This window comes from Arthrobacter sp. P1_B3, from assembly GCF_056406615.1.
On the sequence record NZ_JBFTZV010000029.1, the window covers coordinates 25,367 to 49,113 of the forward strand.

Sequence of the window (23,747 nt, forward strand, 5' to 3'; positions counted from 1 at the left end):
TTGGGGAGCCCCCCGCCCCGCCCAACGGGCGGGTGCTGGGGAAGATCCCGCCCTAACAAACGGGAGGGGTCTTCCCCACAGGCTCCGGCAGATGCCTGGCTTCCCGTGGGGCGCAGCCGTGGACCTCGCGGAAGGCTCTGCTGAAGCTTGCCGGATGGCGGTATCCCCACCTCGTCGCGACCGTCGCGATCGTCGATTCCGGGGACCGCCGCAGCTCGCCCACGGCACCCTCGAACCGGCGTTCGCGGATCCAGGCCGACACTCCGGTGCCGGAGGCCGAAAAGAGCTTGTGGACGTAGCGCGTGGACACGTAGTGGGCCCGAGCGATCCGCTCTGGCCCGAGTTCCGGGTCGTGCAGGTGGTCCATCACGAACCGCTGCATCCGCGCAAGCAGTACCTCGGGCCGGGAACGCGGATCGGAAATCTCCTGCGCGCCGTACATGCTGCGAAGCAAGGGCAGCAGCATCTCTGCAGCGCCTTCCCCGTCAGGGCTTGAGAGCCCGCCGCCGCTCGTTGTGGTTCGGGCTAGCTGTACGAGGAACGGGGTTCCCGGCCCAGCGAGCCGTCCCTGGCCCGAATCCACCCGTGTCGCGGAACGCCGGGCGATGCCCTCGGCCTGCGCCCCGATGAACCATTTGGGAATGCTGAATACGAGCACCTCGAAACCCTTGCGGCCCTCAAAGGTGGAAGGCCGCGACGTATCGTGGCACGCAATGTCACCGGGGCGAAGAAGGCAGCTGCGATCGTCCTGTTCGATATGGATCGTGCCCCTGGTCATCAGATACAGCAAGATGCACTCCGGATCGGCGGTCGCGATCATCCGCTGCGTGCGTGCCACCCGGTGGGCAAGCCCCTGGATGGACCGGACCCCGACCGGCCCGACCTGGCCACCGGCCAAGCGGGCGTCGAAGGTGGGCGCTCCGACCGATTCGACGTGCATCGGGAAGAAGCGTTCGGCGATCCCCGCCGACCAGTAGTCCCGGCGCTCGGCCGGAGGAACCGACCGAGTATCCAGGACGGAAGTCATTGGTCCACCTCAGATGAGGATCCGTCGTAGATCTGCGGTGCAGCTAAGCACATGCCGAGTAGGGGAGGGCGGGCGTTGCCGTGGGCCCGGGGCTGGATCGGCTTCGTGGGCGCCGGGTCGATTCCGGGCGTCGCCGATGCTGCCGGCGATTTGTGAGTCCGACAGCCCACGACAACCGAGCTCACCGTCAAGTCCCTCGCCTGGGCTGAACCTCCGGCTTCCATGACCTCCGTGGCAGAAGACTCAGTCACGGCACCTCCCTTAAAGATTCGATCCGTTTCGTACTGAGTGTAAGGTGAGTCACAATTCCATGCAAAGATGCCACGTCACCTCGTCGGCGGGTTACTGAAGAATGCCCGAAGGTCGCGGGCCTGAGTGGGAATCCGTGGCAATCCATTTCGTGGCCCCAGAAGACCCTTTGTTGCCAGGCCACTTGGGGCGTTGTTGTTCCTATATACACAGGCTGACGCTTTTTGCCGGGCCCCATCGCCAGTACCTCGCGATACCCGGAAGATTGAAGCATCAAAGTGTGATCGTGTACGTTTCGTATTGGATGGCTAAGCACGTATGGTTGACCCATGGCAATCAGAAGCGAAGAAAGTCGTCGGGCCATTTTGGAAGCAACCATGAAGTTGCTCGAAGATTCGGGGCCTGACGGATTTACGGTGCAAAAGCTCTCGATCGAGCGCATTGCCCGTGAGGCCGGAGTCAGCAAGACCACTATCTACAGGTGGTGGTCGAGCAAGGTTGCCGTGGTTATCGATACATTCCTGGACAACCATGTCGCGCGTACTCCGGTGCGCCAGGATGTCCCTGCGATCGACGCGCTTCGTGAGCACATGGCCTCACTTGCGGAGGTCTACGCGGGCAATGAGGGCCGGCTCGTGGCGCAACTCATCGGTGAGTGCCAGGGCGACGAGGCAGCGATGGCTGAATTCAAGAAACATTTCTGGACCCCGCGCGCGCTGGTCGTTACGTCCCTGGTTGAACGGGCCATCAACGAGGGGTCGATGCGCAAAAATCTCGACGCCCAGCTCGTCACGGAGCTGCTCTATGCCCCCGTGTACTTCCGCCTGTTGTTCCAATCGGGCCCCCTCGACGCCAAAGCCACCGATGCCATCATGCAGACGGCACTTGAAGGGCTTGCTGCAGGGTAGCGGCCCCAAGTATTACTTGTGTTCCGTCCGGGCCCATGGGCCCGATCGGCTCCGTGACTGAAGAATGGACCCTATAACCTTGGGTTGCCGCGGCATGTTGGGCGAATAGCATGCCGGTGCTGGCTTTAGCCGGGGCGCAGCCCGGCGCCCGCGTTGAGTGGCGTGCACCCATTTGAGGGTGCGCAAGAAGTTTTCGGCGGCGGTCCGGTAGGCGGCGACGCCCTGTCATCGCCTGCTCCCACCGTGACTTCTTTGCGACATGCCCGTGGCGCCCTTTGCCTCCCGATTTCCCTTCCACGTGTCCGGTGTGGGCGTGGGAGGCCTCGAGTCTGTGCAATACGATACGGTTCGTATATATTGGATGTGACGTTAGATGTAGGAAACTGACCCTGATCTGTCCCTGCCCGTGGAGCCAGCCCGTTAGGGAAGCCGTCCACACTGAGAGGAAACATCATCGTGAAAACCGCCATCGCGCCGAATGATGCGGTCGTCGTCGCCTATCGCAGGACACCGATCGGCCGGGCCCGCAAGGGGTCTCTGGCCGGTGAGCGCCCCGAAGACCTCGCGCTGGCAGCCATCCGGGGAGCGCTCGCTGCGGTTCCGCAGGTTGACTCCGCCGAGTTTGCGGACGCCTACGTGGGGTGCGCGGTACCGCAGGGCGCGCAGGGCGACAACATTGGCCGCCGCATCATGGTTCTTGCAGGGATGGACAGCGTCCCCGCGGTTACTGTGAACCGCTTCTGCGCGTCCTCGTTGCAGGCCACCGCGATGGCGGCCCAGGCCGTGCGGGCGGGCGACGGGGACGCGTTCCTGGTTGCGGGCGTCGAATCGACCACCTCGACACCGCCCGTAGTTGAATCATTCCACCCCGCCTTCGCGGACGCAGCACGGCGTGCCGATGGCATCTTCGAATCCGGCCAGCCTTGGTCCGACCCCCGGGATCACGGGGAGCTGCCCGATGTGTACCTCTCTATGGGCAAGACCGCCGAGTTCGTGGCCCGTCAAACCGGCACCACGCGCCGCGACCAGGACGAATGGGCTCTGGAGTCCCAGCTCCGGGCGGAACGGGCGATGGAGTCCGGCTACTTCGCGCGCGAGATCGTGCCGGTGGCCACGGCTGCCGGCACGGTGGTGCGGGCCGATGACGGCCCGCGTCCTGGCACCACGCTGGAGGCCCTCTCGGGCCTCAATCCCGTGTTCCACGAGTCCGGTACCGTCACCGCGGGCAACGCCAGCCCGCTCAACGACGGCGCGTCGGCCTTGGTGGTGATGAGCGCCCGGCGCGCGGGCGAACTCGGGCTGAAGCCGCTGGCCCGCATTCTGGGCAGTGCCGCAAGCGGCCTCTCGCCGGAAATCATGGGGCTGGGTCCGGTGGACGCATCCCGCCGCCTGCTGGATCGTTTGGGCCTGTCGATCGGTGACATCGACATCGTCGAGCTGAACGAGGCCTTTGCCGCCCAAGTGGTTCCCGTGGTGCGGAAGCTGGGGGTAGATCCCGAGCGGGTCAACCCGTTTGGCGGGGCGATCGCCTTGGGCCACCCATTCGGTGCGACCGGCGTGCGGCTGGTCGGAACGCTCATCAACGGACTGCAAACCAAGGACGGATCGCTCGGCCTGGCGACGCTCTGCGTGGGCGGCGGCCAGGGCATGGCGATGGTAGTGGAGAGGTTGTCGTGAACCAGCCAGCGATCATTGCCGACCCGGCCCGCTCGATGCTGGCCGCCGACCGGAGCCTGGAAGGGCTCGGCATCCAGGTGTTGCGCGCCAGCGAGGGCCGTGCCACGGCCGTCCTCCGGGTCACGCCCGAAATGGCTAACGGGCACGGGATTGCCCACGGTGGATTGGTCTTCGCGCTGGCAGACACCGCGTTCGCTATGGCCGCAAACACATTCGGCGCCGGAATCGCGACCGCCGAGGCTTCCATCTCCTACATTTCCCCGGCCTGCATCTCGGAGGAGCTAGTCGCCTCCGCTGAAGTGACCTTTCACGAGGGCCGCCGGATGATAGTGGATGTGGTGGTGCGGGCGGGGGAGCGGACTGTCGCCATCTACCGCGGAACGGGCAGGGCGCTGCGCCCGGCGGACTGAGGCTTCTTGAACAGCTGCCGATATGGGGCGGCAAGACATGCGTGTGTGCCCGGGCTCCAAGTCGGAGTCCGGGCACACAAGTATTTGTAACAAGGTTGCCGCGCCGGCTCCCGCCACGGGTGGGGCCGGCGCGGCGCAGGTGTCAGCTCTTGGATGCCTTCGAGCCGGCGGTCGCCAGTTTGTCGGCGATGCCCATGAGGACCGGTGACCCCGTCGCGGCAATCAGTAGGCCCTGGACTGGACGCTTAAGCATTACCGATACAGGTTCCTTGGCCCCCGCAAGGACCGCTTCGCGTCCCATGGCCGGGTTCTTGTGGCACCGGACCGGCACATTGAATATCAGGCGGCGCAGGCATGAATTGCCGTGGTCGCACCACACGATCTCATCCTGTCGTCCCTCGAGGACCTTGTTGGGGAATTCCGGATCGGCCAGCATTTGCCGGGCCAGCATGATTCCGTCCGCGAACCCGGCGGTGATGGCGTCTGCACACTGTTGCGGGTCGAAAGTGCTGCTGAGGAGCAACGGGACCTCGGGCATGGCGGCGCGGAATGCTTGCGGCTCTCCGTGCTCCAGGATGGCGCCCGAAAAGGAGGTGACGTTATTGTCCATCGACTCGTAGTTCGCATCGCTCAGGGCGATATATCCAACCCCTTCCTTTTCAATGATCGACGCAACTTCGGCGAACCCCTCAGGTCCCTGACCATCGGGAAGGTGATCGTTGGTGCTCATTCTGAGGCCCACCGGATAGTCGGTTCCGACTTCGGCCCGGATCGCCCGAATCGTGTCCGTGAGGATGCGGGCGCGGTTTTCGGCACTCCCGCCGTATTCGTCCGTCCTCCAGTTGGTGCGCGGTGAGAGGAAGGAGGAATAGAGGTAGCGCATGTGCGCGCCCAGCTCGATGCCGTCGAAGCCGGCCGCCTTTGCACGCCGTACGGCGGCGACGGACTGCTCCTGGACCTCGAGGATTTCCTCCTTGGTGATCTCCTCCGGCGTCGGGTTCGTTCGACCGCCGGGAATGTAGAAACCGTGAGGCAGGCGGGGTGCGGCCATGCGGACGGGCTTCGGGCTCGCGGCCCTTGTGGGCCGGCCGTCGCCCGGCACGCCCATGGCGCCGAAGCTCGGGAAGATCTGGGCGAAGATGGGTACATCCTGCTCGTGCACGGCATCGACCATGCGCCGCAGCCCCGGAATGAACTCGTCCCGGTCGAAGCGCATCAAGGGCTGGAACGGCGCCTCCTGGTTCCCGCGCTCGGTGGCCACGCCGCCACCGATGATCAGCAGCCCAGCGCCGCCGCGTGCCCGCGTGGTGAGGAACGCGATTGTCTGATCGCTGGGATGGCCGTCCTTTGTCGGCTGGAGGACGGCCATGGGGCTAAGCACATAGCGGTTCTTGATCGTCAGGCCGTCGATTTTCCAGGGGCTGGAAAGCACTTCGGCGACAGTTGCTGTCTCGGGGGACATTTATTCTCCTTGGTTTTCAGTTGGACCAGGATGAAATGACTCATCCAAAATTGGCATCCGACTCGGCTCGTATCGTGACCGCGCGTCGCAGTGGACCGCCGGAAGTAGGGGACCCGGACCAGGCCTCAGAACCTGTCTCGGACGTGGCGTTCCCGACCGTAGAGCGAGACCACGGCAAGGATGATGACGCCGAAGACGATGCGGCTCTGGGCTTCCGTCAGCCCATTGCTGACGATGATCGTTGACAAGAGGGTGAGAGTGAGTGCGCCCAACAGCGTGCGGGTGTAGCTGCCGCGAATCGAGCCGAAGATCGAGCCGCCGACGAGGACCGCGGCCAGGCCGGAGAACAGGTAGGGTTCCCCGATGGTTTGCGACCATCCCGCGCCGAAGGATGCGATGAAGATGCCGGCAACCCCGGCCAGGGCTCCGGAGGCCGCAAAGACCATGGTCCACACGGCAGCGGTCCGGACCCTGGCCAATCGCGCGGCCCGGAAATTGATTCCCGTCGCGTAGAAGCGACGTCCCGCCGCGGTGCGATTGAGGAAAAGCCACATTCCCGCCCCGCAGAGAAGCACGATCAGGATGATCGGGGGGAACGGCAGGCCGAGGGTGGTCCCCCTTAGGCTGGCCAGGGAACGCAGCGCCTCCGGCGGGGCGGAGGAATAGTCGCCGTCGGCGAGGAACAGGGTCGCGCCCGTGATGGCCGCGCCGGTGCCCAGCGTGACGACTAGTGGCTGGACCGCGAAGCGGTGGCAGATCCAGCCGATCAGGGCGCCGATGCCGCCGCAGGCCAGAACTGTGATCAGCAGGGCTACGACCGGAGGGACCCCGAGCTTGCCCGCGACGTTCGCCGCCATGAAGGCACCGAAAAGGATGTAGCCCGGTGCCGCCAGGTCAAGTCCGCCCAGGATCACCACAAGCGTCTGGCCCATGGCTGCCAGGGCCAGCAGGGACGTGATGACCAGTATCGACGTGATTGACCTGGGGTTCGCGACGGCCGGTATGGTGATCACCAGCCAGGCTGCCAAGGCCGCCACGACGAGTACCTGGAGTGCCGGTACCTCGAAGGCCCAGGCCCTGAACGTGGTCCAGGGCCTGGGCCGGACCGTCGGTGCCTGGGTTCTTGGTGCGGGGGACAGGGTGTCACCAGTCATGATGCGTTCCTCTTCAAACGGGGGGCCAGCAGCGTCGCGCCCAGCACGACGCCAACGACGAGGACGGCGCCGTAGGCAAATTGGATGAGGCTGGGGGCCACGCCCGAGGCCGTGAGCAACTGCTGCAGCAGATAGATGGAGACCGCCCCGAAGAGGGCACCCAACAGCCCGCCGCGGCCGCCGGCCAGGCTCGTCCCGCCCAGCACGGCCGCGGCGAGCCCCAGCAGGGCATAGGTGGAGGCGAGCGAAGACTGCGATGACTGCACGATAGCCGTCAGGGCGATTCCCGCGATTCCGGCGAACAGGCCGCCGAGGGTATAGGCCAGGATCCGGATTGCCTTGATGTTCACGCCGGAACCGTAGGCTGAAACATCACTCTCGCCGGTCGCGAGGAGATTGCTGACGAAGGCCGTTCGGCGCAGGGCGAACCAGATCAGCCCGGCGACGCCGATGGTCAAGAGAGCGCCCGGGACGACGCCGATGCCCCCGGCGAAGACCTCCGTCCAATTATTCGGGGCGGCCACCGGATTCTGGGCGATGGTCAGCGACAGGCCAACGAGCAGGAACAGCATCCCGGTGGTTGCGACCACCGGATGCAGGCGCAAGACGGCGACCAGGATTCCGTTCAGGGCTCCGATTCCGGCAGCCACCGCCAAGATGATGGGTGCCGCGAGATCCCAGTTGCCCAGCCCTGCGGGAATGAGGATGGCGACGAACAGGCAGTTGATGAAGGTGGCCAGGGGACCGACCGAAATGTCAATGCCACCGGCGAGGATCGAGGGCGTGGAGGCGAATCCCACCAGCACGAACGGCGCCAGCGTGGCCAGGGTGCCGGGGAGACGCGCGGGGGAGAGGAAGGACGGTGAGACGATCAGGTTCAACACCAGCAGCACCAGTGCGAGCAGGAAGGCAAAGGCGAAAGGCCAGCGCTGGAACAGGGGGAGGACGCGGTTCATGTATGCACCTCTGATTTCTGGCCGAAGTATGCGGCGACGATGGACTCGGTGGAAAGCTCGGAATGGGGGATCTCGGCAAACACTGATTGGTCGCGGAAGACCAAGACGCGGTCTGCGAGGTCAACGAGTTCGTCGACCTCGCTGGAGAGGACCACGACGCTCATGCCTTCGGCACTGAGTCGGTGCAGGATTGCGTAGATCTCCCGCTTGGTCCCGATGTCGACCCCTCGTGTGGGGTCGTTAAGCAGCAGGACCTTGGGGTCCGTGGCAAGCCAGCGGGCCAGCAGCACCTTCTGTTGGTTACCGCCGGACAATGTTGAAATTGCATCCTGCGCTGCACCGAAGCGCAGGGACAAGGTCCGAGCGAACGCATCGAAACGGCGGGCAATGCTGCGGGTGTCCAGCAACCCGCCGCGGCGGTCCTTGGCCAGGGTCGGGAGCGCGAAGTTTTCGCGGATCGACATGGACTCGAACAGCGACTCGCCACGACGTTCGCGCGGCAGGTAGGCGACCCCCAGGGCATCCCCGTTGCGCTCGGTAAGCTCTGCGGCGCCCTCGGGACGGATGCGAACAACACTGCCGGGCCCGGCAGCCACGCCGGCCAGGCGTTTGATGAAGTGGTCCTGTCCGTGGCCTTCTAGCCCGGCAAGGCCCACGACTTCGCCGGCGCGCAGCTCGAAGTCGATGGGTGCCGAGGCCGACGCCAGGCGGACGGCGGATCCCCGAAGGCTGACGTCCCCGGGGTCGTGCGGTTGCCGCCGGGTCTCGTTGTGGCCGGAGTTTCCGGTCATGTCCGCGATCAACCGGTCGACGGACAGGTCCGAACGTTCGACGGTGGACACGCTCCGGCCGGACCGCAGAACGGTGACCCGGGCCGAGATCTCCGCGACCTCGTCCATCCGGTGCGAGATAAACAGGATGGCGGTTCCCCCGGCCGCGAGCCGGCGCAGCTCGACGAAGAGCCGATCACGGGACCTGACGTCCAGGGAAGCCGTTGACTCATCAAGGATGAGCACCTTGGGCTTTCGCACGAGCGCCCGCGCAATGCAGATGGACTGTCGCTCGGAGAGTGAGAATTGGCCGGCGGGAAGATCGAGGGGCACCTCGCCGGCGATACGCGAGAGGACATCCTGCGCGATCGATTGCTGCTCGGCGCGGCCCAGCCGGCGACGGAACGTCCCGTGGGACCCGAGCCAGACATTCTCGAGGACCGACTGGTTCCCCGCGGTGAGGACCTCTTGGAACACCGCCGCAATCCCCAGATCCATGGCCTCGCGGGGCGATCGGCTGTTGACGGGGACGCCGTCCAATGTGATGGAGCCGGTGTCAGGACGGTGAACCCCACCCAGGATCTTTACCAGCGTGCTCTTCCCTGAGCCGTTTTCGCCCAAGAGCGTGTGGATCTCGCCCGGCCGGAGATGGAGGTCACCGTCGATAACAGCGCGCGTGGCACCGAACCGCTTGCTCACCCCGGCGAGCATCAGGCCGGATGGTTGGTTGTTCACGGCGAATCTCCTTTGAATGGCCGATAAATGTGTCGCAGGTCATATTCGAAACTAGACGAATCGTACCGCATACGCCTACCCTGATGCCATACGATACGAATCGTTTTATACGGCAGGAGATAATCCATGAAGAAGACGACCTTTTTCCCCAGCTTCCCGACGGTCGGCGCCGCGATCCTGGGGGCCGGCGCCCTCGTCCTGACGGGCTGTTCGGCATCGGCGCCGGCGGCCCCGGGCTCCTCCGGAGGGGCAACCCCCGCCAAGGTGTCGCCCGCGGCAGCCGGGACCTGCGGGTCGCTGCCAACGGATGCAGCGAACGATCCGAACGTCCTGCTGTCCGGTTTACCCAAGGAGATCGCCGCGGGCTACAACCTCTACCCGTACGAGATCCGGAAGTCGGCATGGGCCGACTACAAGTCGAAGAAGACTGACGGTTTCACGGCCGCGATCGTGGGCATGCCACCTGCCAGTCCCTTCATTGCCTCCATGTCGGCGGCCATCCGCACGAGCCTGAAGGCCAATGGAGTCAAGATTGTCGGCGACTTCGCCCCGGATGACCCGTCGAACGTGCCCCTGCAGATCCAGCAGTTCAACGAAGCGCTCTCGCTCAAGCCGGACGTGATCATCTACACCGCCATCGCACCGGAGCCTTCCGTGAAGCTGGCCAAGGCCGCCCATGACGCCGGCATCCCGCTGGTCGCCGCCCAGGTGCCTATCGATTCCGAATACGCCGTGAGCGTCACGAGGAATACCCCCCTCGCGATCGCCCAGGTCACCGCCGGCACGGTGGCGGCAATCGGGGGCAAGGGCAACGTCCTGCGCGTCGACGGCATCCCGGGCATCCCGGTCTCGACCTTCGCGGGCATGGGCATCGACGCCATCCTGAAAAACTGCCCGGAGGTCAAGGTCGCCGGGTCGGTCACGGGCTTCTTCCAGCCGGCCACGGCCCAGGCGGAGGTCCAGAAGTTCCTTGCGACCCACCCTGCCGGGGTTGACGCCGTCTTGCAGGCCGGAACGATGGGCGTAGGCATCCGCAACGCCTTTGTGGAATCGGGCCTGGAGGTGCCGCCGATCGCGGACGACGGGTCCAGCCACGGATTCTCCTCCTGGGCGCTGGCAAACTCCGACTACCCCTACTTCGGCACCACGACCCCGTCTGTGCGCACCGGTGAGGCGGTGGTCGATGTGGCCCTGCGCATCCTGAAGGGCGAGGGCCCGAAGATCAACCAGATCGTTGAGCCCTCGGTGATCGTCTCCCGGGAGAACCTCGCCAAGGTCGCGGACCCCTCGTGGGACCGCAATGACCTGACCGACCTGGCCGGCGCCCCTGAGGACTACCTTCCCACCGACCGGCTCAATGCATTCTTCTCAAACCCCGGCGCATAGGGATGGCGCGTGCCATGAGCAGGAGAGATGAATCCGCCACACGGCCTGCCGATGGCCGGGTTCCGGGACGAACGCCGGGCCGGTGAGCGATTCCATGCGTTCTTCGGAAAATCCCGGAGCCTGACGCCGACGCGGGAGCACACTCATCACCGGTCTTGAACCGGAACGGGGGGCCTCTTCCACCGGGTGGATGTCGAATCGACATCCACCCGGGAAGGGGCCCTCGCCTGCTGCTGGGCTGCACGGTGAACGCGGCGGCCGGCACGGAAGCCAGGATTCAGCAATCCTGCCAGAGGCTTGGGCTGCCAGTCCGGCAAGCCGCCGTCGTTTTGCCGGCCGCGGGTCAGGTGCTGCATCTTCTCCGGCACCGTCTTTCACACGCAAAGAAGCCCCTTGGACCACCGAACCAGCCAGCCGGTTCAGTGGTCCAAGGGGCTTTGCAGTGCCGGCACGCGGCCGGGCATGGCTTAGGCGCTGACGCGTCCGCGCAAAAATTCGGAGTCCGGGGAATCGGTGACGGGCAGTCCCGAGGCTTCCAGGCTTGCGCGCAGCTGCTTCATGAAACGGTCGGGAAGTCTGACTGCCGGCGGGCGCAGGGCGCCGCCGTTGAAGCCGGAGAGCCACTCCTGGTACTTCCACTGGGTGCGGTTAATGGAGCTGGTGCCCGGGGTGGAAGTGGACGATACAGCCATATTGGCGGCCCGGGCCGGCTGGACCTCCCAGTAGCGCTTCATGGCTTCTTCCCACTTGCCGTTGCGCGCCAGTTCGAAGGCCTTGGGGTAGTAGTCTCCCATCCAGTTCGTGTTCGCGGTGCCGGAGAACTGGACGTCCAAGACCGACATGAGGGGGATTATTTCGGCCTCGATGGGGCAGGAAATCACTACTTCATCGCGGAAGTGGTGGTACATCTCCATGACGCCGGGGATGCCCGGGTAGCCCTGTTCGGCTTTGATGGCGACGATGCTCGGCATCGCGTCGAGGACGCGGCGCACGAAGTCCACGCTCATGCCTGCGGGGTGGATGCGCTCGAAGCCCCAGGCGGGGAGCGGGAACAGCATGGTGGCCAGATCGGTTTCATCGGTGAAACGCTTGGTGTAGTCGAACACCTCGTCGTACGAGGTCGGCCAGAACGATGAAGGGTAGGCCAGCAGCGCGCGGTCCGCGCCGGCCTTGGAAGCCAGGTTTGCTGCATGGATGTTTTCTTCCAGGGTGCCGAAGATTGCGTGGAAGAAGAGTGCGAAGTCCGGTCCTGCCGCCTCGCGGGCGATGGCTGTGATCCGGGCGTTCTCCTCCGGGGTGATATTCGCTTCGGCGATCAGCAGGGAACCCTTGTAGCCACGTTCCTTGAGCAAGAGGATGTCGTGGCGGATCGCGTCTTCGTTGATGGCAGAAAAGTCCGGGGTGAAGGACGGGTGCGTCACCGCGACGGTGCCGACGAAGTTCTCCCGGGCCCAGGAGCGGGCTTCGGATTTGGTGTATTCCACCATGTTGTTCTCCTTTATTGTCAGTGGGGTCTATTTGCGGCTGGTGACGATGCCCACGGGAAGGACGGTGCCAATGCCCTCGGCGCGGGCGCGGTTGACGAGCATCTCGGCAACAACGATGTCCTGCAGGCCGGAACCGGTCGACTTGTAGATACGGATCCCGTGCGCCGCGTCGATGGCGGTTTCGCCGGTCAGGGCGGCATTGAGTGTGACAATGAGCGAATCCACATCGACGCCGTGTGCCCGGGCCGCAATCATGTCCCCGCTTCCGTGCACGACCTCGTCACGGCTATCCACCACGACCACCGCGGCCCGGGCGATCAGCTCCGCAGGCAGCTCGCGTTGGGCAGGGGTCGTGGAACCGATCGAGACCACCGCGGCGTTCGGGCCGACCCATTCGGCCAGCAGCGTCGGGGACTCGTCGCGGGAGCGTGCAGCGCACAGGATGAGATCCGCGCCTTCCGCGGCCTCGCGGGCCGAGCCGACAGCACGTGCGGGCGCGCCGAACGCGCCGTCGAACTCGGCCGCAAAGGCCTCGCGGTTGGCAGGGGTCGGACTGAACACACGGATGTCGGCGAACTCAAGCAGGTGGGAAAAGGCCGTCAGGTGAGAACGCGCCTCAAAGCCGGAGCCGATCACACCGACGATCAGCGGCCGCTGCGGCACGATCGTGGAGGTGCCCACGGCGGTGGTCGCGGCGGTGCGCAGGCCGGTGACGCGATTTCCGTCCACGAGAGCCACCAGATCCGCGGTGTCCTTGTCGAAGAGTGAAATCAGATAGCTGACGCGCAGGCCGTCCGCGAAGGACCCGGCGATTGACTTTGCCCCGAACAGACTGCCGCTGGGCGGCACCGAGGGCATGATCCGCAACCATTCGCGAGATGTCTGGGCGAAAATCCTTCCCGGTGTGCCGCCCTCGTCGTCGGGGGCCTTGTACGCGGTGCGGATGGCCTCGATCGCCCCCGGCCAGTCCGCAAGGCTGGCCACATCAGCGTCGGTGAGAAAGAGCGGAAGATTGTTCGGCAACTCGCCATTGGTGCTCACGTGGGCACTCCTTGGATGTCGGGCAGCCGTTCCACGGGCTGCGGGCGTGGGTGGATACATCATGGAAACTAAAATAGTATCCGATACGAATCGTATCCTATATAGTTGTGATCGAGAACACGTCTCCAGGAAAAGGACCCCACCCATGGCAATCGCAACCGTCAATCCGACCACCGGTTCGACCGAAATGATCATCGAGCCGCACTCGGCCGAGGAAGTCCAAGCCCGCATCGCGGAGGCCGCCGAAGCGGCGCGGCTGCTGCGCGGCACAACCTTTGCCCAGCGAGCGCAGTGGATGCTCGCCGCGGCGGACATCTTGGAGGGTCAGGCGGAGGGCCTGGGCGAATTGATCACCGTCGAGATGGGCAAGCCGATTGCGCAATCGATTGCCGAGGTGCACAAGTGCGTCAAGGCCATGCGTTTCTACGCCGAGCATGCCGAGGAATTCCTGGCCGACGCCCCGCTGGCGGACCCGTCGTCGGTCGGCGCGAGCCGCGCCTGGACCCGCTACGAGCCGTTGGGGACGATCCTGGCGGTCATGCCCTGGAACTACCCGCTCTGGCAGGTCATCCGCTTTGCGGCCCCGGCGCTTATGGCGGGCAACTCCGGCCTGCTCAAGCATGCCTCGAACGTACCCCAGGCCGCACTCTTCCTCGACACACTCTTTGAGCGGGCAGGGTTCCCGCGCGGCTCCTTCCGCACCCTGCTGATCGGCGGCTCCAAGGTTGCCGGCGTCCTGGCCGATGCGAGGGTCAAGGCGGTGACCCTGACGGGTTCCGAGCCGGCGGGGCGCTCGGTCGCCTCCATTGCCGGGGACCACGTGAAGAAGGCCGTGCTGGAACTGGGCGGGTCGGACCCTTTCATTGTCATGCCCTCGGCGGACGTCTCGGCCGCGGCGGCGACCGCCGTGCGTGCACGGATCAGCAACAACGGCCAGTCGTGCATCGCCGGCAAGCGCTTCATCGTGCACACCGAGGTCTATGACACGTTCGCCGCCGAATTCGTGAAGCTGATGTCGGAGCTTGCCGTCGGGGACCCGCTGGATCCCGCGACCCAGGTAGGGCCCTTGGCCACCCGCGCCGGACGCGACGAACTGGCCGGGCTCGTTGAGGACGCCCGCGCCCTGGGTGCCCAGGTGCTGACCGGCGGGGTCGTTCCCAAGGGCCCCGGCTTCTTCTATGCCCCCACGGTGCTCGCCGGACTCAGCGAAGAGATGCGGATCATCCAAGAGGAGACCTTTGGGCCCGTCGCTTCGCTCTACCGCGCCCAGGACCGCGAGGACGCCCTGCGGATCGCCAATCAGACCACCTTCGGGCTTTCCAGCGCGGTGTGGACCGCCGACGCCCACGAGGAGGAATGGTTCACGGCCAACCTCGACGCGGGCGCGGTGTTCATCAACGGCATGACCGTCTCGTACCAGGAGCTGCCGTTCGGCGGGATCAAGCGCTCCGGGTTCGGGCGTGAGCTCGCCGCTGACGGCATCCGGGAGTTCTGCAACCTCAAGACTGTTTGGAAGGCCTGAGCGGCAGGGCTCGACGCACGCCGGGAGCCGTTAGCTCTTGTGTGGGCGAGTGATGGGTGTTACCTTTTTTACGAAACGATACGTACTGAACACAAAGGAGTGAGATGGCAAACATCGTCAATGTTGACGTGGTGGTGGTCGGGGGAGGACCCGTGGGGGTCACTGCCCTGGCGTTGCTGGGCCGCGCCGGCCTGAGCGCCGTAGGCGTCGAACGTGAGGTCCAGGCATGGCCCACCGCGCGTGCCGTGCACTTCGATGGCGAGACCTTCCGCACGCTCCAGTCGCTGGGCGTGGCCGAACGCTTTGCCGAGGCCACGTTGCCGATGGCCTCGTTCCACATCGAGAACGAGGAGCGCGAAGTCCTGGTGTCGGTGCCGACCGGTCAGCTCGGCACCCAGGGTTGGCACGATGACCTCACCTTCCACCAGCCGGACATCGAAGTCCTGCTTCAGGAGGTCGTCCATGAGCTTCCCGGTGTCGAGCTCCGCCGCGGCATGACCGTGGTCTCGGTGCGCAATGTCGGGCAGGGCGTCGAGGTCGCCGTGCGTGACGCGGACGGCGACGATTTCCTCATCCGCGCCCGCTGGGCCATCGCGGCGGACGGGGCGCGCTCGCAGAGCCGCCAGGCACTGGGCATCGAGTGCGAGCAGCTGGGCGAGGATGCGCAGTGGCTGGTCGCGGACGGGATCCTTGAAGAAGGTCCAGGCCTGTCTTCCGACATGATCTTCCTGGGCCACCACACGCGGCCCGCCCTGTGGATCCGCCTCCCCGGCCCGCGGGTGCGGATGGAGTTCATGCTGATGCCGGGGGACGATCCCGAGGAAATTGCGACTCCCGCGGGCGTGGAACGGATCAGCCATGGCGTGCTGCCGGCAGACAAGTTCGCTGCGGACCGGCTGGCGATATATACGTTCCGGGGGCGCATCGCGCATCAGTGGCGCGCCGGGAACATCTTCCTGGCCGGGGATGCCGCGCACCAGGCCCCGCCGTTGTTTGGGCAGGGCCTGTGCGCCGGAATGCGCGATGTGGCCAACCTGGTGTGGAAGCTCGATGCCGTCAAGCGCGGTGCCGCCGACGACGGCCTGCTTGACACCTACGAGAGCGAGCGTATGCCGCACGCACGGTTCTGGGTCGAGCAGGCAACCCGCGCCGCCGGCTTCATGCAAACCACGGACGCCGACATTGCCAAGCAGCGTGATGCCTTCATCCGTGCAAACCCCGCGGCATCGGCACCGGTCGCCCCCGCGCTGGGTCCAGGCCTGCACGAAGGCAGCACCGACGAACGCGCCGGCCGGCTCGGCATGCAGCCGATCCTCGCCGACGGGGTGCGCCTGGATGACATGGTGGGAAGCCGTTTCCTGGTGGCAACAACCCGCGAGCTCTATGCCGCGGTCCCCGCCCCGCTGCGGGAACAACTCGAGGAACATACCGACGTCGTGGTCCTGTTCGATCCGGCCAAGGTCGGCCAGATCCTTGCAGCCGCCGGCGCCCAGGCTGTCGTCGTGCGCCCGGACCGCTACATCCTGGGCCTCGGCGACACACCCGAGGCCCTGGAGCGCCTCATCGGCAGCATTCCGCAGGTCGGCCACAACGTGCCGGCACGCATCTAAACCCACATCCGCGTCAAACGGACAGAACACAGGAGACCATCATGGCATTCAGCCCGATCACACACCTGAGGCACTTCGACATCGCGGTGCCCGACTATCAAAAGCAGGTTGAGTTCTACAAGAACCACTGGGGACTCACCGAAATGGAGAACGACGGCGGCGTCACCTACTTCGCCGCCGAGGGCTCCCCGGAGCAGTATTCGGTCCGCGTGCGCGAGGCCGAGGAGAAGCGCCTTGACATGGTCGCGTTCGGCGCTGCGGACAAGGCCTCCGTGGACCAGCTCGCCTCGGACCTCATTGCCAAGGGCGTGAAGCTCATTGGCGAACCCGATGACGTCAAGACCCTCGGCGGGGGATACGGCTTCCGCTTCTTCGACCTGGAGGGACGCACCATCGAGGTCTCGTCAGACGTCGAGGTGCGCAAGCACCGCAAGATCGAGGAACGCGAGGCGATCCCGGTGCGGCTCTCCCACGTGGTGCTCAACTCCCCGGAACCGGAAAAGATGCGCGCCTGGTATGAACAGCATCTGGGCTTCCGTCTCTCCGACACCCTCAACCACCCGCACATGGGCGACCTCTTCTACTTCATGCGCTGCAATGCGCAGCACCACTCCATAGCGATCTCCCGCGGCCCGCATGCCTCGCTGCAGCACGCGTCCTTCGAGCTGCGCGGCATCGACGAGTACATGCGCGGCAGCGGCAAGCTGCTGCGGTCCGGGTTCAAGAAAATCTGGGGCCCTGGCCGCCACAAGGCCGGGGACAACACCTTCACCTACTTCCACGATCCCAACGGGAACACCATGGAGTACACCACCGAGCTGGATTCGGTGGATGAGGATACATGGCATCCAAGCATCTTTGACACGCGCGACCCCGAGACCTCCGACCAATGGGGAACCGGAGGCGACATGGACGAATTTATCGCCCGCGAAATGTTCAACGACCGCGACAAGGGCCTGTTTGTCCCGCCACCGGTATAGCGGCAGCAGACAATGACTAATGGAGGATTCATGGAAGAAGCACGCGTGCGCGGATTCATGCTGGGCACCTTCGAGGACGGCGGGGAGCAATTTCCCGGTGTGGTCTTCGGGGACACTGTCGTTGACCTGCGCACAGTGGTGCCGGGAATCGCGCGGATTGGGGATCTGTTCGCCGGCTGGGACGCGCACCTGGATACGCTCGAGTCCGTCGACCCGGCAGCGGCCGGCGCGCGCCCGCTCGAGGGGCTGAAAGTGCTGCCTCCAGTGCAGCCGGTGGGCACCATCATCKCCGCGGGGGCGAACTACCGTGAGCACGTCCTGCAGATGAGCGTGGCCCACAAGCTCGGCAAAGAAGGCGCCGATGCGACGCAACTGGCCGCCGACGCCGCCGCTGAAATCGATGAGCGCGGCCGCTCGGGCGACCCCTACGTCTGGACCGGGATCCCCTCGGCGGTCTGCGGCGCCTACGACGACGTGCAGTTGCCGGATGTCGGCGGCAACGTCGACTGGGAACTGGAACTCGGCGTGGTCATCGGCCGCAGGGCGCACCGAGTCTCGGCCGACGACGCCTTCGACTACGTGGCCGGATACACGATTGTCAACGATGTCACCGCGCGCACGCTCGTCCCGCGCAACGACATCGCGATGATGGGCACCGACTGGTTCCGGGCGAAGAACCAGCCGACGTTCTTCCCCACCGGCCCCTACGTGGTGCCAAGGCGGTTCATCCCGGATCCGGCGAAGCTCCGGATCCGTTTGAGCCTCAACGGTACGCTGATGCAGGATGCTCTGGCAGATGACCTACTTTTCGACATCCCGAGCCTGATCGCCTACGCGTCCTCGATGGCCGTACTGCTGCCCGGGGATGTCCTCATCACCGGCTCGCCGGCGGGGAACGGTTCGCATTGGGGCCGTTTCCTGAGGGACGGCGACGTGATGGAGGCGGAAATCTCTGGTCTCGGTACCCAGCGTTCAACGGTCCGCGGGCCCAGCGGGCAGTTGCCTCCCTGGTATGTTGACCGCCCGGTCGCCGTCGCCGCGGCCGGCGGGGCCTCCTCATGAGCCTGCGCCAAAGCCACTTCGTGCCGCCGGTTTCCTATCTGCTGGCGGACGAGCTGGGATTCCTGCGCTCAGTGGATGTGGTGCCAAGCCGAACCACCTCGAGCGCGGAGCAGTTGCGTGCCCTGCTCGCCGCGGAACAGGACATGGTGGTCACAGCAATTGACAACCTGTTCGAATGGACCCGGGCTGGGGCCGACCTGCGCCTGGTGGCCCAAGTCGAGGCGACCACGCCGCTGGGCATCCATGCAGGCGGTGACGTGGAATCCATCGCGGACCTGGCCGGTTGCCGGTTCGCGGTGGACGCGCCCGACAACGGTTTCGCGCTGATCGCCAAACGCCTGTTGCGGGACGCCGGCGTCGAGGTCGACTACGTGCTGGTGGGTGGCGTGCGTGAACGCCTGGAGGCGCTGGTCGAGGGGCGCGTGGACGCGACCCTGCTCGGGCCCCCCTTCGACAAGCATGCTGAGCGGGCCGGGTTCCGGGCCCTTGCAGATGTCAACGCCCTGCTGCCCGGACTGCCGGGCCAGGGCTTGGTGGCCCGCGCCGATCTTCTTGGTTCCGCGGAGCTGGAAGACTACCTGCGAGCACTGGTGCGGGGGGTGGAGGCCGGAGCGTCGATGGCCGAGGCGCAGGGCATCGAGTTCCTTGAACGGCGCGGTTACCAAGCGGCGGCCGCGACGGCCTGGGGCACACGCGCCTGCACGCTCACCGTTGATCACCACGGCCTGGAGCTACTGACGGAGATTCGTCGAAGCCTGGGCATGCTTCCGCCCGACATCGGCCTGGAGGAACTCTGCGACGCGGGACCTCTCCTGAGGGCCACTAGGTCCGCCACTATCGGTAGCTGAGCTTCACCCCCACGTAGTTGCCTATTGCAACTCCACTAACGCAATACGATACTGTACGTATCGTATTATTCATTCAAAGGAGCACCATGAAACTGGGACGTATAGCAGTGCCCACGCCCGACGGCGAACAGATTCGACTCGTCGCGGCCCAGCCGGAGCAGAGCCGGGTTATTGACCTTGCCCGCGCCTATGCCTTGACCCTGCAGCGCAAGGCTGCCGAGCCCGAACGCGCCCGGGCACTCGCCCTGGCGGTTCTTCCCGGAAGCCTGGCAGCGGGAATCGGCGGAGGCGCCGTATTCCTGGACGCCGCACACGATGCGCTTGCCGCGGCCGACGACGCTTCGTACGGCATCGACGAGGTCTCATGGCGCGCGGCTGTCGACTCCCCGGTCATACGCGACGGGCTGACGTTCGAGAAGCACATCCAGAACTTCCACCGCATTGTTGCCAAGGCCCAGCCGGCACGCTCGATCTACGATCGTCCGGGCTATTTCAAGGGCACCACTGCCATGTCCTACGGACACAACCAGGAGCTGCCCTATCCCGACTTCACCGAGGCCCTGGACTGGGAACTTGAGGTCGGGTACGTGGTAGGCAAGTCCGGCAGCGACCTGACCCCGGACACGGCGCTGGACCACCTCTTTGGCATCACCATCTTCAACGACTTCAGCGCACGCGATATCCAGGGCGCCGAAATGGCCATCGGCATGGGCCCGCAAAAGTGCAAGGACTTCGGCTACGGCATCGGCCCCTGGGTCACCACGATGGATGAAATCACGTCGATCGAGGGGTTGCGCGGCCAAGTCCGTGTCAACGGGGAAGTCCTCTCCGACACCAAGGTCGAGGACTTCGTCTACACCCCCGCAGAACTGCTGGCCTACGTCTCCATCTCCGACCGCCTGCAGCCCGGGGACATCATCGGTTCCGGCACAATGGGCTTCGGCGCCGGCGTCGAAATCGGGAAGTTTCTGAACCCCGGCGACGTCATCGAGTTGGAATTGGAAGGCGTGGGCACTTTGCGCACGCCGATTTCGACCGAACGCCACAAGGCCCCCTGGTGGCCCGAGCCCCGCACCTACCCGCACGAAGAATGGGTGGCGTGATGACCCGGCCCCCAGTTCGCCGCATCGTCACCGGACACGACGACCAGGGACGCGCCATCATCCTCTCGGACGGGGCCGCACCCAACCACTGGTCCTCGGACATGATCCCTGGATTCGGTGCCACCGTGCCCTGGCTGACCCAAGCTGGGATAATCGACCACGTTAGTGACTCGGATCCGGCAAGCGCCGATGCGGAAATCCCCAGCTTCCCGGCCCCGGGCCAGACGATCATGCGCATCGCCGACTTTCCGCCGGACTCCGCGTATCCGGACGAGGCGGGTTCGGTGATCTTCAGCGAGCTCGACGGACACGACGAAGCCGAAGCGGGAGCCGAGCACAGCGGCTCCAGGCACTTCTGGTTCCACCGCACCGACTCCCTGGACTACGCCGTCGTCCTTGAAGGTGAAATCACCCTGCTGGTCGATGAAGGTGAGGCGACCATGCGCGCCGGCGACGTGGCAGTGCAACGTGCCACCAGCCACGCGTGGTCCAACCGCACGGAGACAACGGCCCGCGTCCTTTTCGTGCTGATCGGGACCGAGCCCCTCACAGCGGCCCAGATTGCCGAGCGGCGCAAGGAAGCCTCGCAGACGCTGGAGAGGGCATGATCACCGACGCCCAGGCTGCAGACGGGGAGGTGATCTGGGAACCTGACCTCGAACACAGCGCCGAGACCGGCGTCGCCCGTTTCGCCGCCTTCCTGGGCGGCCAGGGCATCGAGATCGGTGCTGGCTATGAGGAGCTGTGGCATTGGTCGGTTGATGAGCCCGAACAGTTCTGGGAACTCTTTGCCCGGTTTGCGGGAGTCGAGTTCGGCGGGGCGGCAGGGCCGGTCTGCACCACTGACCCCATGCCGCACACGCGGTGGTTTCCGGGACGCACCCTTAATTTCGCCCGGCACGTGCTGCAGGGCCACGAGGGGACCGCACTTATCGGCATCGCCGAGGACGGGACACGCGAGGAGGTCACCTGGGATGCGCTGAGGCGCGAGGTGGCCTCCCTCGCCGCGCACCTTCGTGCCCGCGGTGTGAGCCACGGGGACCGGGTCGTCGGAATCCTTCCGAATGTCGCTGAGGCCGTCGTCGGGCTGCTCGCCGCTGCCTCGATCGGCGCGATCTGGTCCGTCTGCGCCCCGGAGTTCGGCCCCGGCGCGATCGTTTCAAGGTTCGCCCAGCTCGGTCCAAAGGTCGTCATCGCCGCGCCCGGCTACCGGCTCGGCGGGAAGGACCGGGACCGACAGGCGGAGCTGGGGGAGATCTTCGCCCAACTCCCCACCCTCGAGCACATCATCTGGGTGGGGCGGCACACGTCCRTCCCGAGTATCCCAACCCGGGTTCCCGCCGTGGACTGGGCACAGGCCGTGGCCGAACCGGCGGAGCTCGCCTTCGAAGACGTCGAGTTCAGCCACCCCCTGTGGGTCCTGTTCTCCTCCGGGACAACAGGCATTCCCAAGGGCATCGTGCATGGCCACGGCGGGGCGCTGCTTGAGGAAATGAAAATGCTCCTCATCCACTCCGACCTGCGGCCCGGGGACCGCTACCTCAATGTGGCCTCGACGAGCTGGGTGCTGTGGAACGCACTCGTCTCCGCACTGGGCGTGGGGGCGACGGCGGTGCTCGTCGACGGAAACCCCACCTTCCCGTCGATCGACCGGGTGTGGCAAATTGCCGCGGCCGAGCAGGTCGCGGTCCTCGGTGTGGGTGCGGGATTTGTCCATTCCTGCTCGAAGGCCTCCCTGGTGCCGATGCGCGACCACGACCTGGGTGCCCTGAAATCCCTTCAGGTCACCGGATCGCCGCTCTCGGCCGACGGCTACCGCTGGGTCTACGGCAATGTGGGTGACATCTGGTTGAGTTCGATGAGCGGTGGAACCGACATCGCCTCTATCTTCGTAGGAGGATCCCCGACACTGCCGGTCCGTGTCGGCTACATCCAGGCTCCGGCCCTCGGAGTGCGCGTGGAGTCGTGGGATGAAGCCGGCAATCCCACGACGGGCAAGGGTGAACTGGTGGTAACCAAGTCAATGCCCTCGATGCCGCTGAGCTTCTGGGGGGATGACGGCAGCCGTTACCACGAGAGCTACTTCGGCATGTATCCGGGGGTGTGGCGGCACGGGGACTACATCGAGTTCACGCACTGGGGCATCCTCATCCACGGCCGTTCCGACTCGACCCTCAACCGCAACGGGCTCCGGCTCGGTTCGGCAGATATCTACGCGGTGGTTGAATCGCTGCCGGAAGTCGCCGAGGCACTGGTTGTCGGCGCGGAGCTGGGCACTGACTACTACATGCCGCTGTTCGTCCACCTGGCCGGAGGCACCAAGCCGGGCGTGGCCCAAGAGGCGATCACCAGATCCATCCGTGAGAACCTGTCGGTCCGATACCTGCCAGACGAGATTGTCTTCATGCCTGGAATTCCGCATACCCGCACCGGAAAGAAGCTGGAGGTTCCGGTCAAGCGGCTTCTGCAAGGGGCGCGCCTGGAAACGGTCGCGGATCTAGGGTCGGTGGATGATCCCGTGCTGTTGGAAGAATATGCCCGGTTTGCCCTTGAACGGCAGACGACCTCACCCTAAGTGGCACCGCTACCGGCTTCCGACAGGTTCAGGCCGCCGTAATGGGCGATGGGCGCCGGGAAGTATCGAGGATAGAACATCAGACGACTCCACGGATCGCTGAATACGGCTCACCCCTCAAAGGAGAGACATTGGGAACCACGCCACTAGCAACACCTGCCAGTCAAGAAACGGCCGACGCCATCGGGCACAGCATCTCTCTGATCCGGGGCGAGGTTGGAGAGACGGCAGACCGCATCAATGAACAGGAACTTGCTCTCCTGGCCGCCCATCTCACCACCGTTAACCGGGTGTTTGTCGCCGGGGCAGGCCGCAGCGGCCTGGTTCTCAGGATGGCCGCCATGCGGCTGATGCATCTTGGCCTCACGGTCCACATCGCAGGGGACACCACCACTCCTGCGATCCGCGCAGAGGATCTGCTGGTGGTGGCCTCTGGATCCGGAACGACCTCAAGCGTGGTGAAGGCGGCAGAAACTGCGGCAAAGGCCGGTGCAAAGGTGGCCGCGTTCACTGCCAACATAGATTCCCCACTAGCTGCAGTAACCGACATGCTCGTGGTTATCCGGCCCTTCGCAGATGAGCGTGGTTAGGCGGTCTGAGACTGACGCCGCGGGGTAGGGCGTTTCCGGCGCGGCGTGGTGCAGGGGGAAAGAGGTCAGGGCCTCTTTGAATTGGTAGCGACCAAGCAAACCAATACCAAAAGAGACCCTGACATGAATAACTCTATGTCTTGTTCCGATGGCCGCTGGTGCACTCGCGCGGACGCGCTGCTCGGTGTCGAGGGC

The 23,747-nt window shown here is 65.4% G+C and carries 20 protein-coding genes; 13 read left to right on the forward strand and 7 right to left on the reverse strand.

What is annotated here, in order from left to right:
• Positions 1-52: 52 nt before the first annotated feature.
• The gene (locus tag AC1D2F_RS20920) at positions 53-1,027 is read right to left on the reverse strand and encodes a helix-turn-helix domain-containing protein (RefSeq protein WP_229995494.1); all 975 of its coding nucleotides are present in this window, start codon (positions 1,025-1,027) and stop codon (positions 53-55) included.
• Positions 1,028-1,605: 578 nt separating this feature from the next.
• Here AC1D2F_RS20920 and AC1D2F_RS20925 point away from each other — a divergent pair.
• The 3 genes from AC1D2F_RS20925 to AC1D2F_RS20935 all read left to right on the forward strand — a co-directional run bounded on the left by AC1D2F_RS20925 (position 1,606) and on the right by AC1D2F_RS20935 (position 4,271).
• The gene (locus AC1D2F_RS20925; RefSeq protein ID WP_229994210.1) at positions 1,606-2,184 is read left to right on the forward strand and encodes a TetR/AcrR family transcriptional regulator; all 579 of its coding nucleotides are present in this window, start codon (positions 1,606-1,608) and stop codon (positions 2,182-2,184) included.
• A 456-nt stretch (positions 2,185-2,640) separates the two neighbouring features.
• Positions 2,641-3,861 (forward strand): acetyl-CoA C-acyltransferase, encoded by a 1,221-nt coding sequence (locus AC1D2F_RS20930; protein WP_476967624.1) that lies wholly within the window; start codon positions 2,641-2,643, stop codon positions 3,859-3,861.
• Positions 3,858-4,271, forward strand: a complete 414-nt coding sequence (locus tag AC1D2F_RS20935) for a PaaI family thioesterase (protein WP_229994208.1) — start codon at positions 3,858-3,860, stop codon at positions 4,269-4,271. Before AC1D2F_RS20930 ends, AC1D2F_RS20935 begins: the two co-directional genes overlap by 4 nt.
• A gap of 142 nt (positions 4,272-4,413) precedes the next feature.
• On the opposite strand, the gene AC1D2F_RS20940 is transcribed toward AC1D2F_RS20935, so the two are convergent.
• The 4 genes from AC1D2F_RS20940 to AC1D2F_RS20955 form a co-directional block, all read right to left on the reverse strand.
• On the reverse strand, positions 4,414-5,733 hold the full coding sequence (locus AC1D2F_RS20940) for an NADH:flavin oxidoreductase (protein ID WP_229994207.1): 1,320 nt from the start codon (positions 5,731-5,733) through the stop codon (positions 4,414-4,416).
• A gap of 125 nt (positions 5,734-5,858) precedes the next feature.
• Complete coding sequence (locus AC1D2F_RS20945) at positions 5,859-6,887, reverse strand: ABC transporter permease (protein WP_229994206.1); 1,029 nt, start codon at positions 6,885-6,887, stop codon at positions 5,859-5,861.
• Entirely contained in the window at positions 6,884-7,843 is a 960-nt protein-coding gene (locus AC1D2F_RS20950) for an ABC transporter permease (protein ID WP_229994205.1), read from the reverse strand. Before AC1D2F_RS20950 ends, AC1D2F_RS20945 begins: the two co-directional genes overlap by 4 nt.
• Positions 7,840-9,348 carry a sugar ABC transporter ATP-binding protein gene (locus tag AC1D2F_RS20955; RefSeq protein ID WP_476967625.1) on the reverse strand — a complete coding sequence of 503 codons (1,509 nt, stop codon included), beginning with the start codon at positions 9,346-9,348 and terminating at the stop codon, positions 7,840-7,842. The genes AC1D2F_RS20950 and AC1D2F_RS20955 overlap by 4 nt, the downstream gene beginning before the upstream one ends.
• 126 nt (positions 9,349-9,474) lie before the next feature.
• On the opposite strand from AC1D2F_RS20955, the gene AC1D2F_RS20960 reads away from it, so the two are divergent.
• Positions 9,475-10,734, forward strand: a complete 1,260-nt coding sequence (locus AC1D2F_RS20960; protein ID WP_476967626.1) for a substrate-binding domain-containing protein — start codon at positions 9,475-9,477, stop codon at positions 10,732-10,734.
• Between the two features lie 467 nt (positions 10,735-11,201).
• Here AC1D2F_RS20960 and AC1D2F_RS20965 read toward each other — a convergent pair whose 3' ends face one another.
• A complete protein-coding gene (locus AC1D2F_RS20965) occupies positions 11,202-12,221 on the reverse strand; it encodes a dihydrodipicolinate synthase family protein (RefSeq protein WP_476967627.1) in 1,020 nt (339 codons plus the stop codon).
• 27 nt (positions 12,222-12,248) lie between these two features.
• Positions 12,249-13,262: an ornithine cyclodeaminase family protein gene (locus AC1D2F_RS20970; protein ID WP_476967628.1), complete on the reverse strand. Its 1,014-nt coding sequence runs from the start codon at positions 13,260-13,262 to the stop codon at positions 12,249-12,251.
• A gap of 145 nt (positions 13,263-13,407) precedes the next feature.
• On the opposite strand from AC1D2F_RS20970, the gene AC1D2F_RS20975 reads away from it, so the two are divergent.
• The 9 genes from AC1D2F_RS20975 to AC1D2F_RS21015 all read left to right on the forward strand — a co-directional run bounded on the left by AC1D2F_RS20975 (position 13,408) and on the right by AC1D2F_RS21015 (position 23,552).
• Entirely contained in the window at positions 13,408-14,784 is a 1,377-nt protein-coding gene (locus AC1D2F_RS20975) for an aldehyde dehydrogenase family protein (RefSeq protein WP_476967629.1), read from the forward strand.
• A 104-nt stretch (positions 14,785-14,888) separates the two neighbouring features.
• Positions 14,889-16,394 carry a bifunctional 3-(3-hydroxy-phenyl)propionate/3-hydroxycinnamic acid hydroxylase gene (locus AC1D2F_RS20980; RefSeq protein WP_229994197.1) on the forward strand — a complete coding sequence of 502 codons (1,506 nt, stop codon included), beginning with the start codon at positions 14,889-14,891 and terminating at the stop codon, positions 16,392-16,394.
• A gap of 41 nt (positions 16,395-16,435) precedes the next feature.
• Complete coding sequence (locus AC1D2F_RS20985) at positions 16,436-17,374, forward strand: VOC family protein (RefSeq protein WP_229994196.1); 939 nt, start codon at positions 16,436-16,438, stop codon at positions 17,372-17,374.
• A gap of 30 nt (positions 17,375-17,404) precedes the next feature.
• Positions 17,405-18,436 carry a fumarylacetoacetate hydrolase family protein gene (locus AC1D2F_RS20990; RefSeq protein ID WP_476967630.1) on the forward strand — a complete coding sequence of 344 codons (1,032 nt, stop codon included), beginning with the start codon at positions 17,405-17,407 and terminating at the stop codon, positions 18,434-18,436.
• On the forward strand, positions 18,433-19,284 hold the full coding sequence (locus tag AC1D2F_RS20995) for an ABC transporter substrate-binding protein (RefSeq protein ID WP_310060594.1): 852 nt from the start codon (positions 18,433-18,435) through the stop codon (positions 19,282-19,284). Before AC1D2F_RS20990 ends, AC1D2F_RS20995 begins: the two co-directional genes overlap by 4 nt.
• Positions 19,285-19,370: 86 nt before the next feature.
• Positions 19,371-20,387 (forward strand): fumarylacetoacetate hydrolase family protein, encoded by a 1,017-nt coding sequence (locus AC1D2F_RS21000; protein ID WP_476967631.1) that lies wholly within the window; start codon positions 19,371-19,373, stop codon positions 20,385-20,387.
• A complete protein-coding gene (locus AC1D2F_RS21005; RefSeq protein WP_229994192.1) occupies positions 20,387-20,995 on the forward strand; it encodes a cupin domain-containing protein in 609 nt (202 codons plus the stop codon). The genes AC1D2F_RS21000 and AC1D2F_RS21005 overlap by 1 nt, the downstream gene beginning before the upstream one ends.
• Positions 20,992-22,962 carry an acetoacetate--CoA ligase gene (locus AC1D2F_RS21010; protein WP_476967632.1) on the forward strand — a complete coding sequence of 657 codons (1,971 nt, stop codon included), beginning with the start codon at positions 20,992-20,994 and terminating at the stop codon, positions 22,960-22,962. Before AC1D2F_RS21005 ends, AC1D2F_RS21010 begins: the two co-directional genes overlap by 4 nt.
• Positions 22,963-23,003: 41 nt before the next feature.
• On the forward strand, positions 23,004-23,552 hold the full coding sequence (locus AC1D2F_RS21015; protein WP_476967633.1) for an SIS domain-containing protein: 549 nt from the start codon (positions 23,004-23,006) through the stop codon (positions 23,550-23,552).
• The last annotated feature ends 195 nt before the right edge of the window (positions 23,553-23,747 follow it).

Bases quoted from the DNA above. Each gene is read 5' to 3' on its own strand.
- AC1D2F_RS20920 (WP_229995494.1), bottom strand. From the start codon at position 1,027: ATGACTTCCGTCCTGGATACTCGGTCGGTTCCTCCGGCCGAGCGCCGG.
- AC1D2F_RS20925 (WP_229994210.1), top strand. From the start codon at position 1,606: ATGGCAATCAGAAGCGAAGAAAGTCGTCGGGCCATTTTGGAAGCAACC.
- AC1D2F_RS20940 (WP_229994207.1), bottom strand. From the start codon at position 5,733: ATGTCCCCCGAGACAGCAACTGTCGCCGAAGTGCTTTCCAGCCCCTGG.
- AC1D2F_RS20945 (WP_229994206.1), bottom strand. From the start codon at position 6,887: ATGACTGGTGACACCCTGTCCCCCGCACCAAGAACCCAGGCACCGACG.
- AC1D2F_RS20950 (WP_229994205.1), bottom strand. From the start codon at position 7,843: ATGAACCGCGTCCTCCCCCTGTTCCAGCGCTGGCCTTTCGCCTTTGCC.
- AC1D2F_RS20960 (WP_476967626.1), top strand. From the start codon at position 9,475: ATGAAGAAGACGACCTTTTTCCCCAGCTTCCCGACGGTCGGCGCCGCG.
- AC1D2F_RS20965 (WP_476967627.1), bottom strand. From the start codon at position 12,221: ATGGTGGAATACACCAAATCCGAAGCCCGCTCCTGGGCCCGGGAGAAC.
- AC1D2F_RS20975 (WP_476967629.1), top strand. From the start codon at position 13,408: ATGGCAATCGCAACCGTCAATCCGACCACCGGTTCGACCGAAATGATC.
- AC1D2F_RS20980 (WP_229994197.1), top strand. From the start codon at position 14,889: ATGGCAAACATCGTCAATGTTGACGTGGTGGTGGTCGGGGGAGGACCC.
- AC1D2F_RS20985 (WP_229994196.1), top strand. From the start codon at position 16,436: ATGGCATTCAGCCCGATCACACACCTGAGGCACTTCGACATCGCGGTG.
- AC1D2F_RS20995 (WP_310060594.1), top strand. From the start codon at position 18,433: ATGAGCCTGCGCCAAAGCCACTTCGTGCCGCCGGTTTCCTATCTGCTG.
- AC1D2F_RS21000 (WP_476967631.1), top strand. From the start codon at position 19,371: ATGAAACTGGGACGTATAGCAGTGCCCACGCCCGACGGCGAACAGATT.
- AC1D2F_RS21005 (WP_229994192.1), top strand. From the start codon at position 20,387: ATGACCCGGCCCCCAGTTCGCCGCATCGTCACCGGACACGACGACCAG.
- AC1D2F_RS21015 (WP_476967633.1), top strand. From the start codon at position 23,004: ATGGGCGATGGGCGCCGGGAAGTATCGAGGATAGAACATCAGACGACT.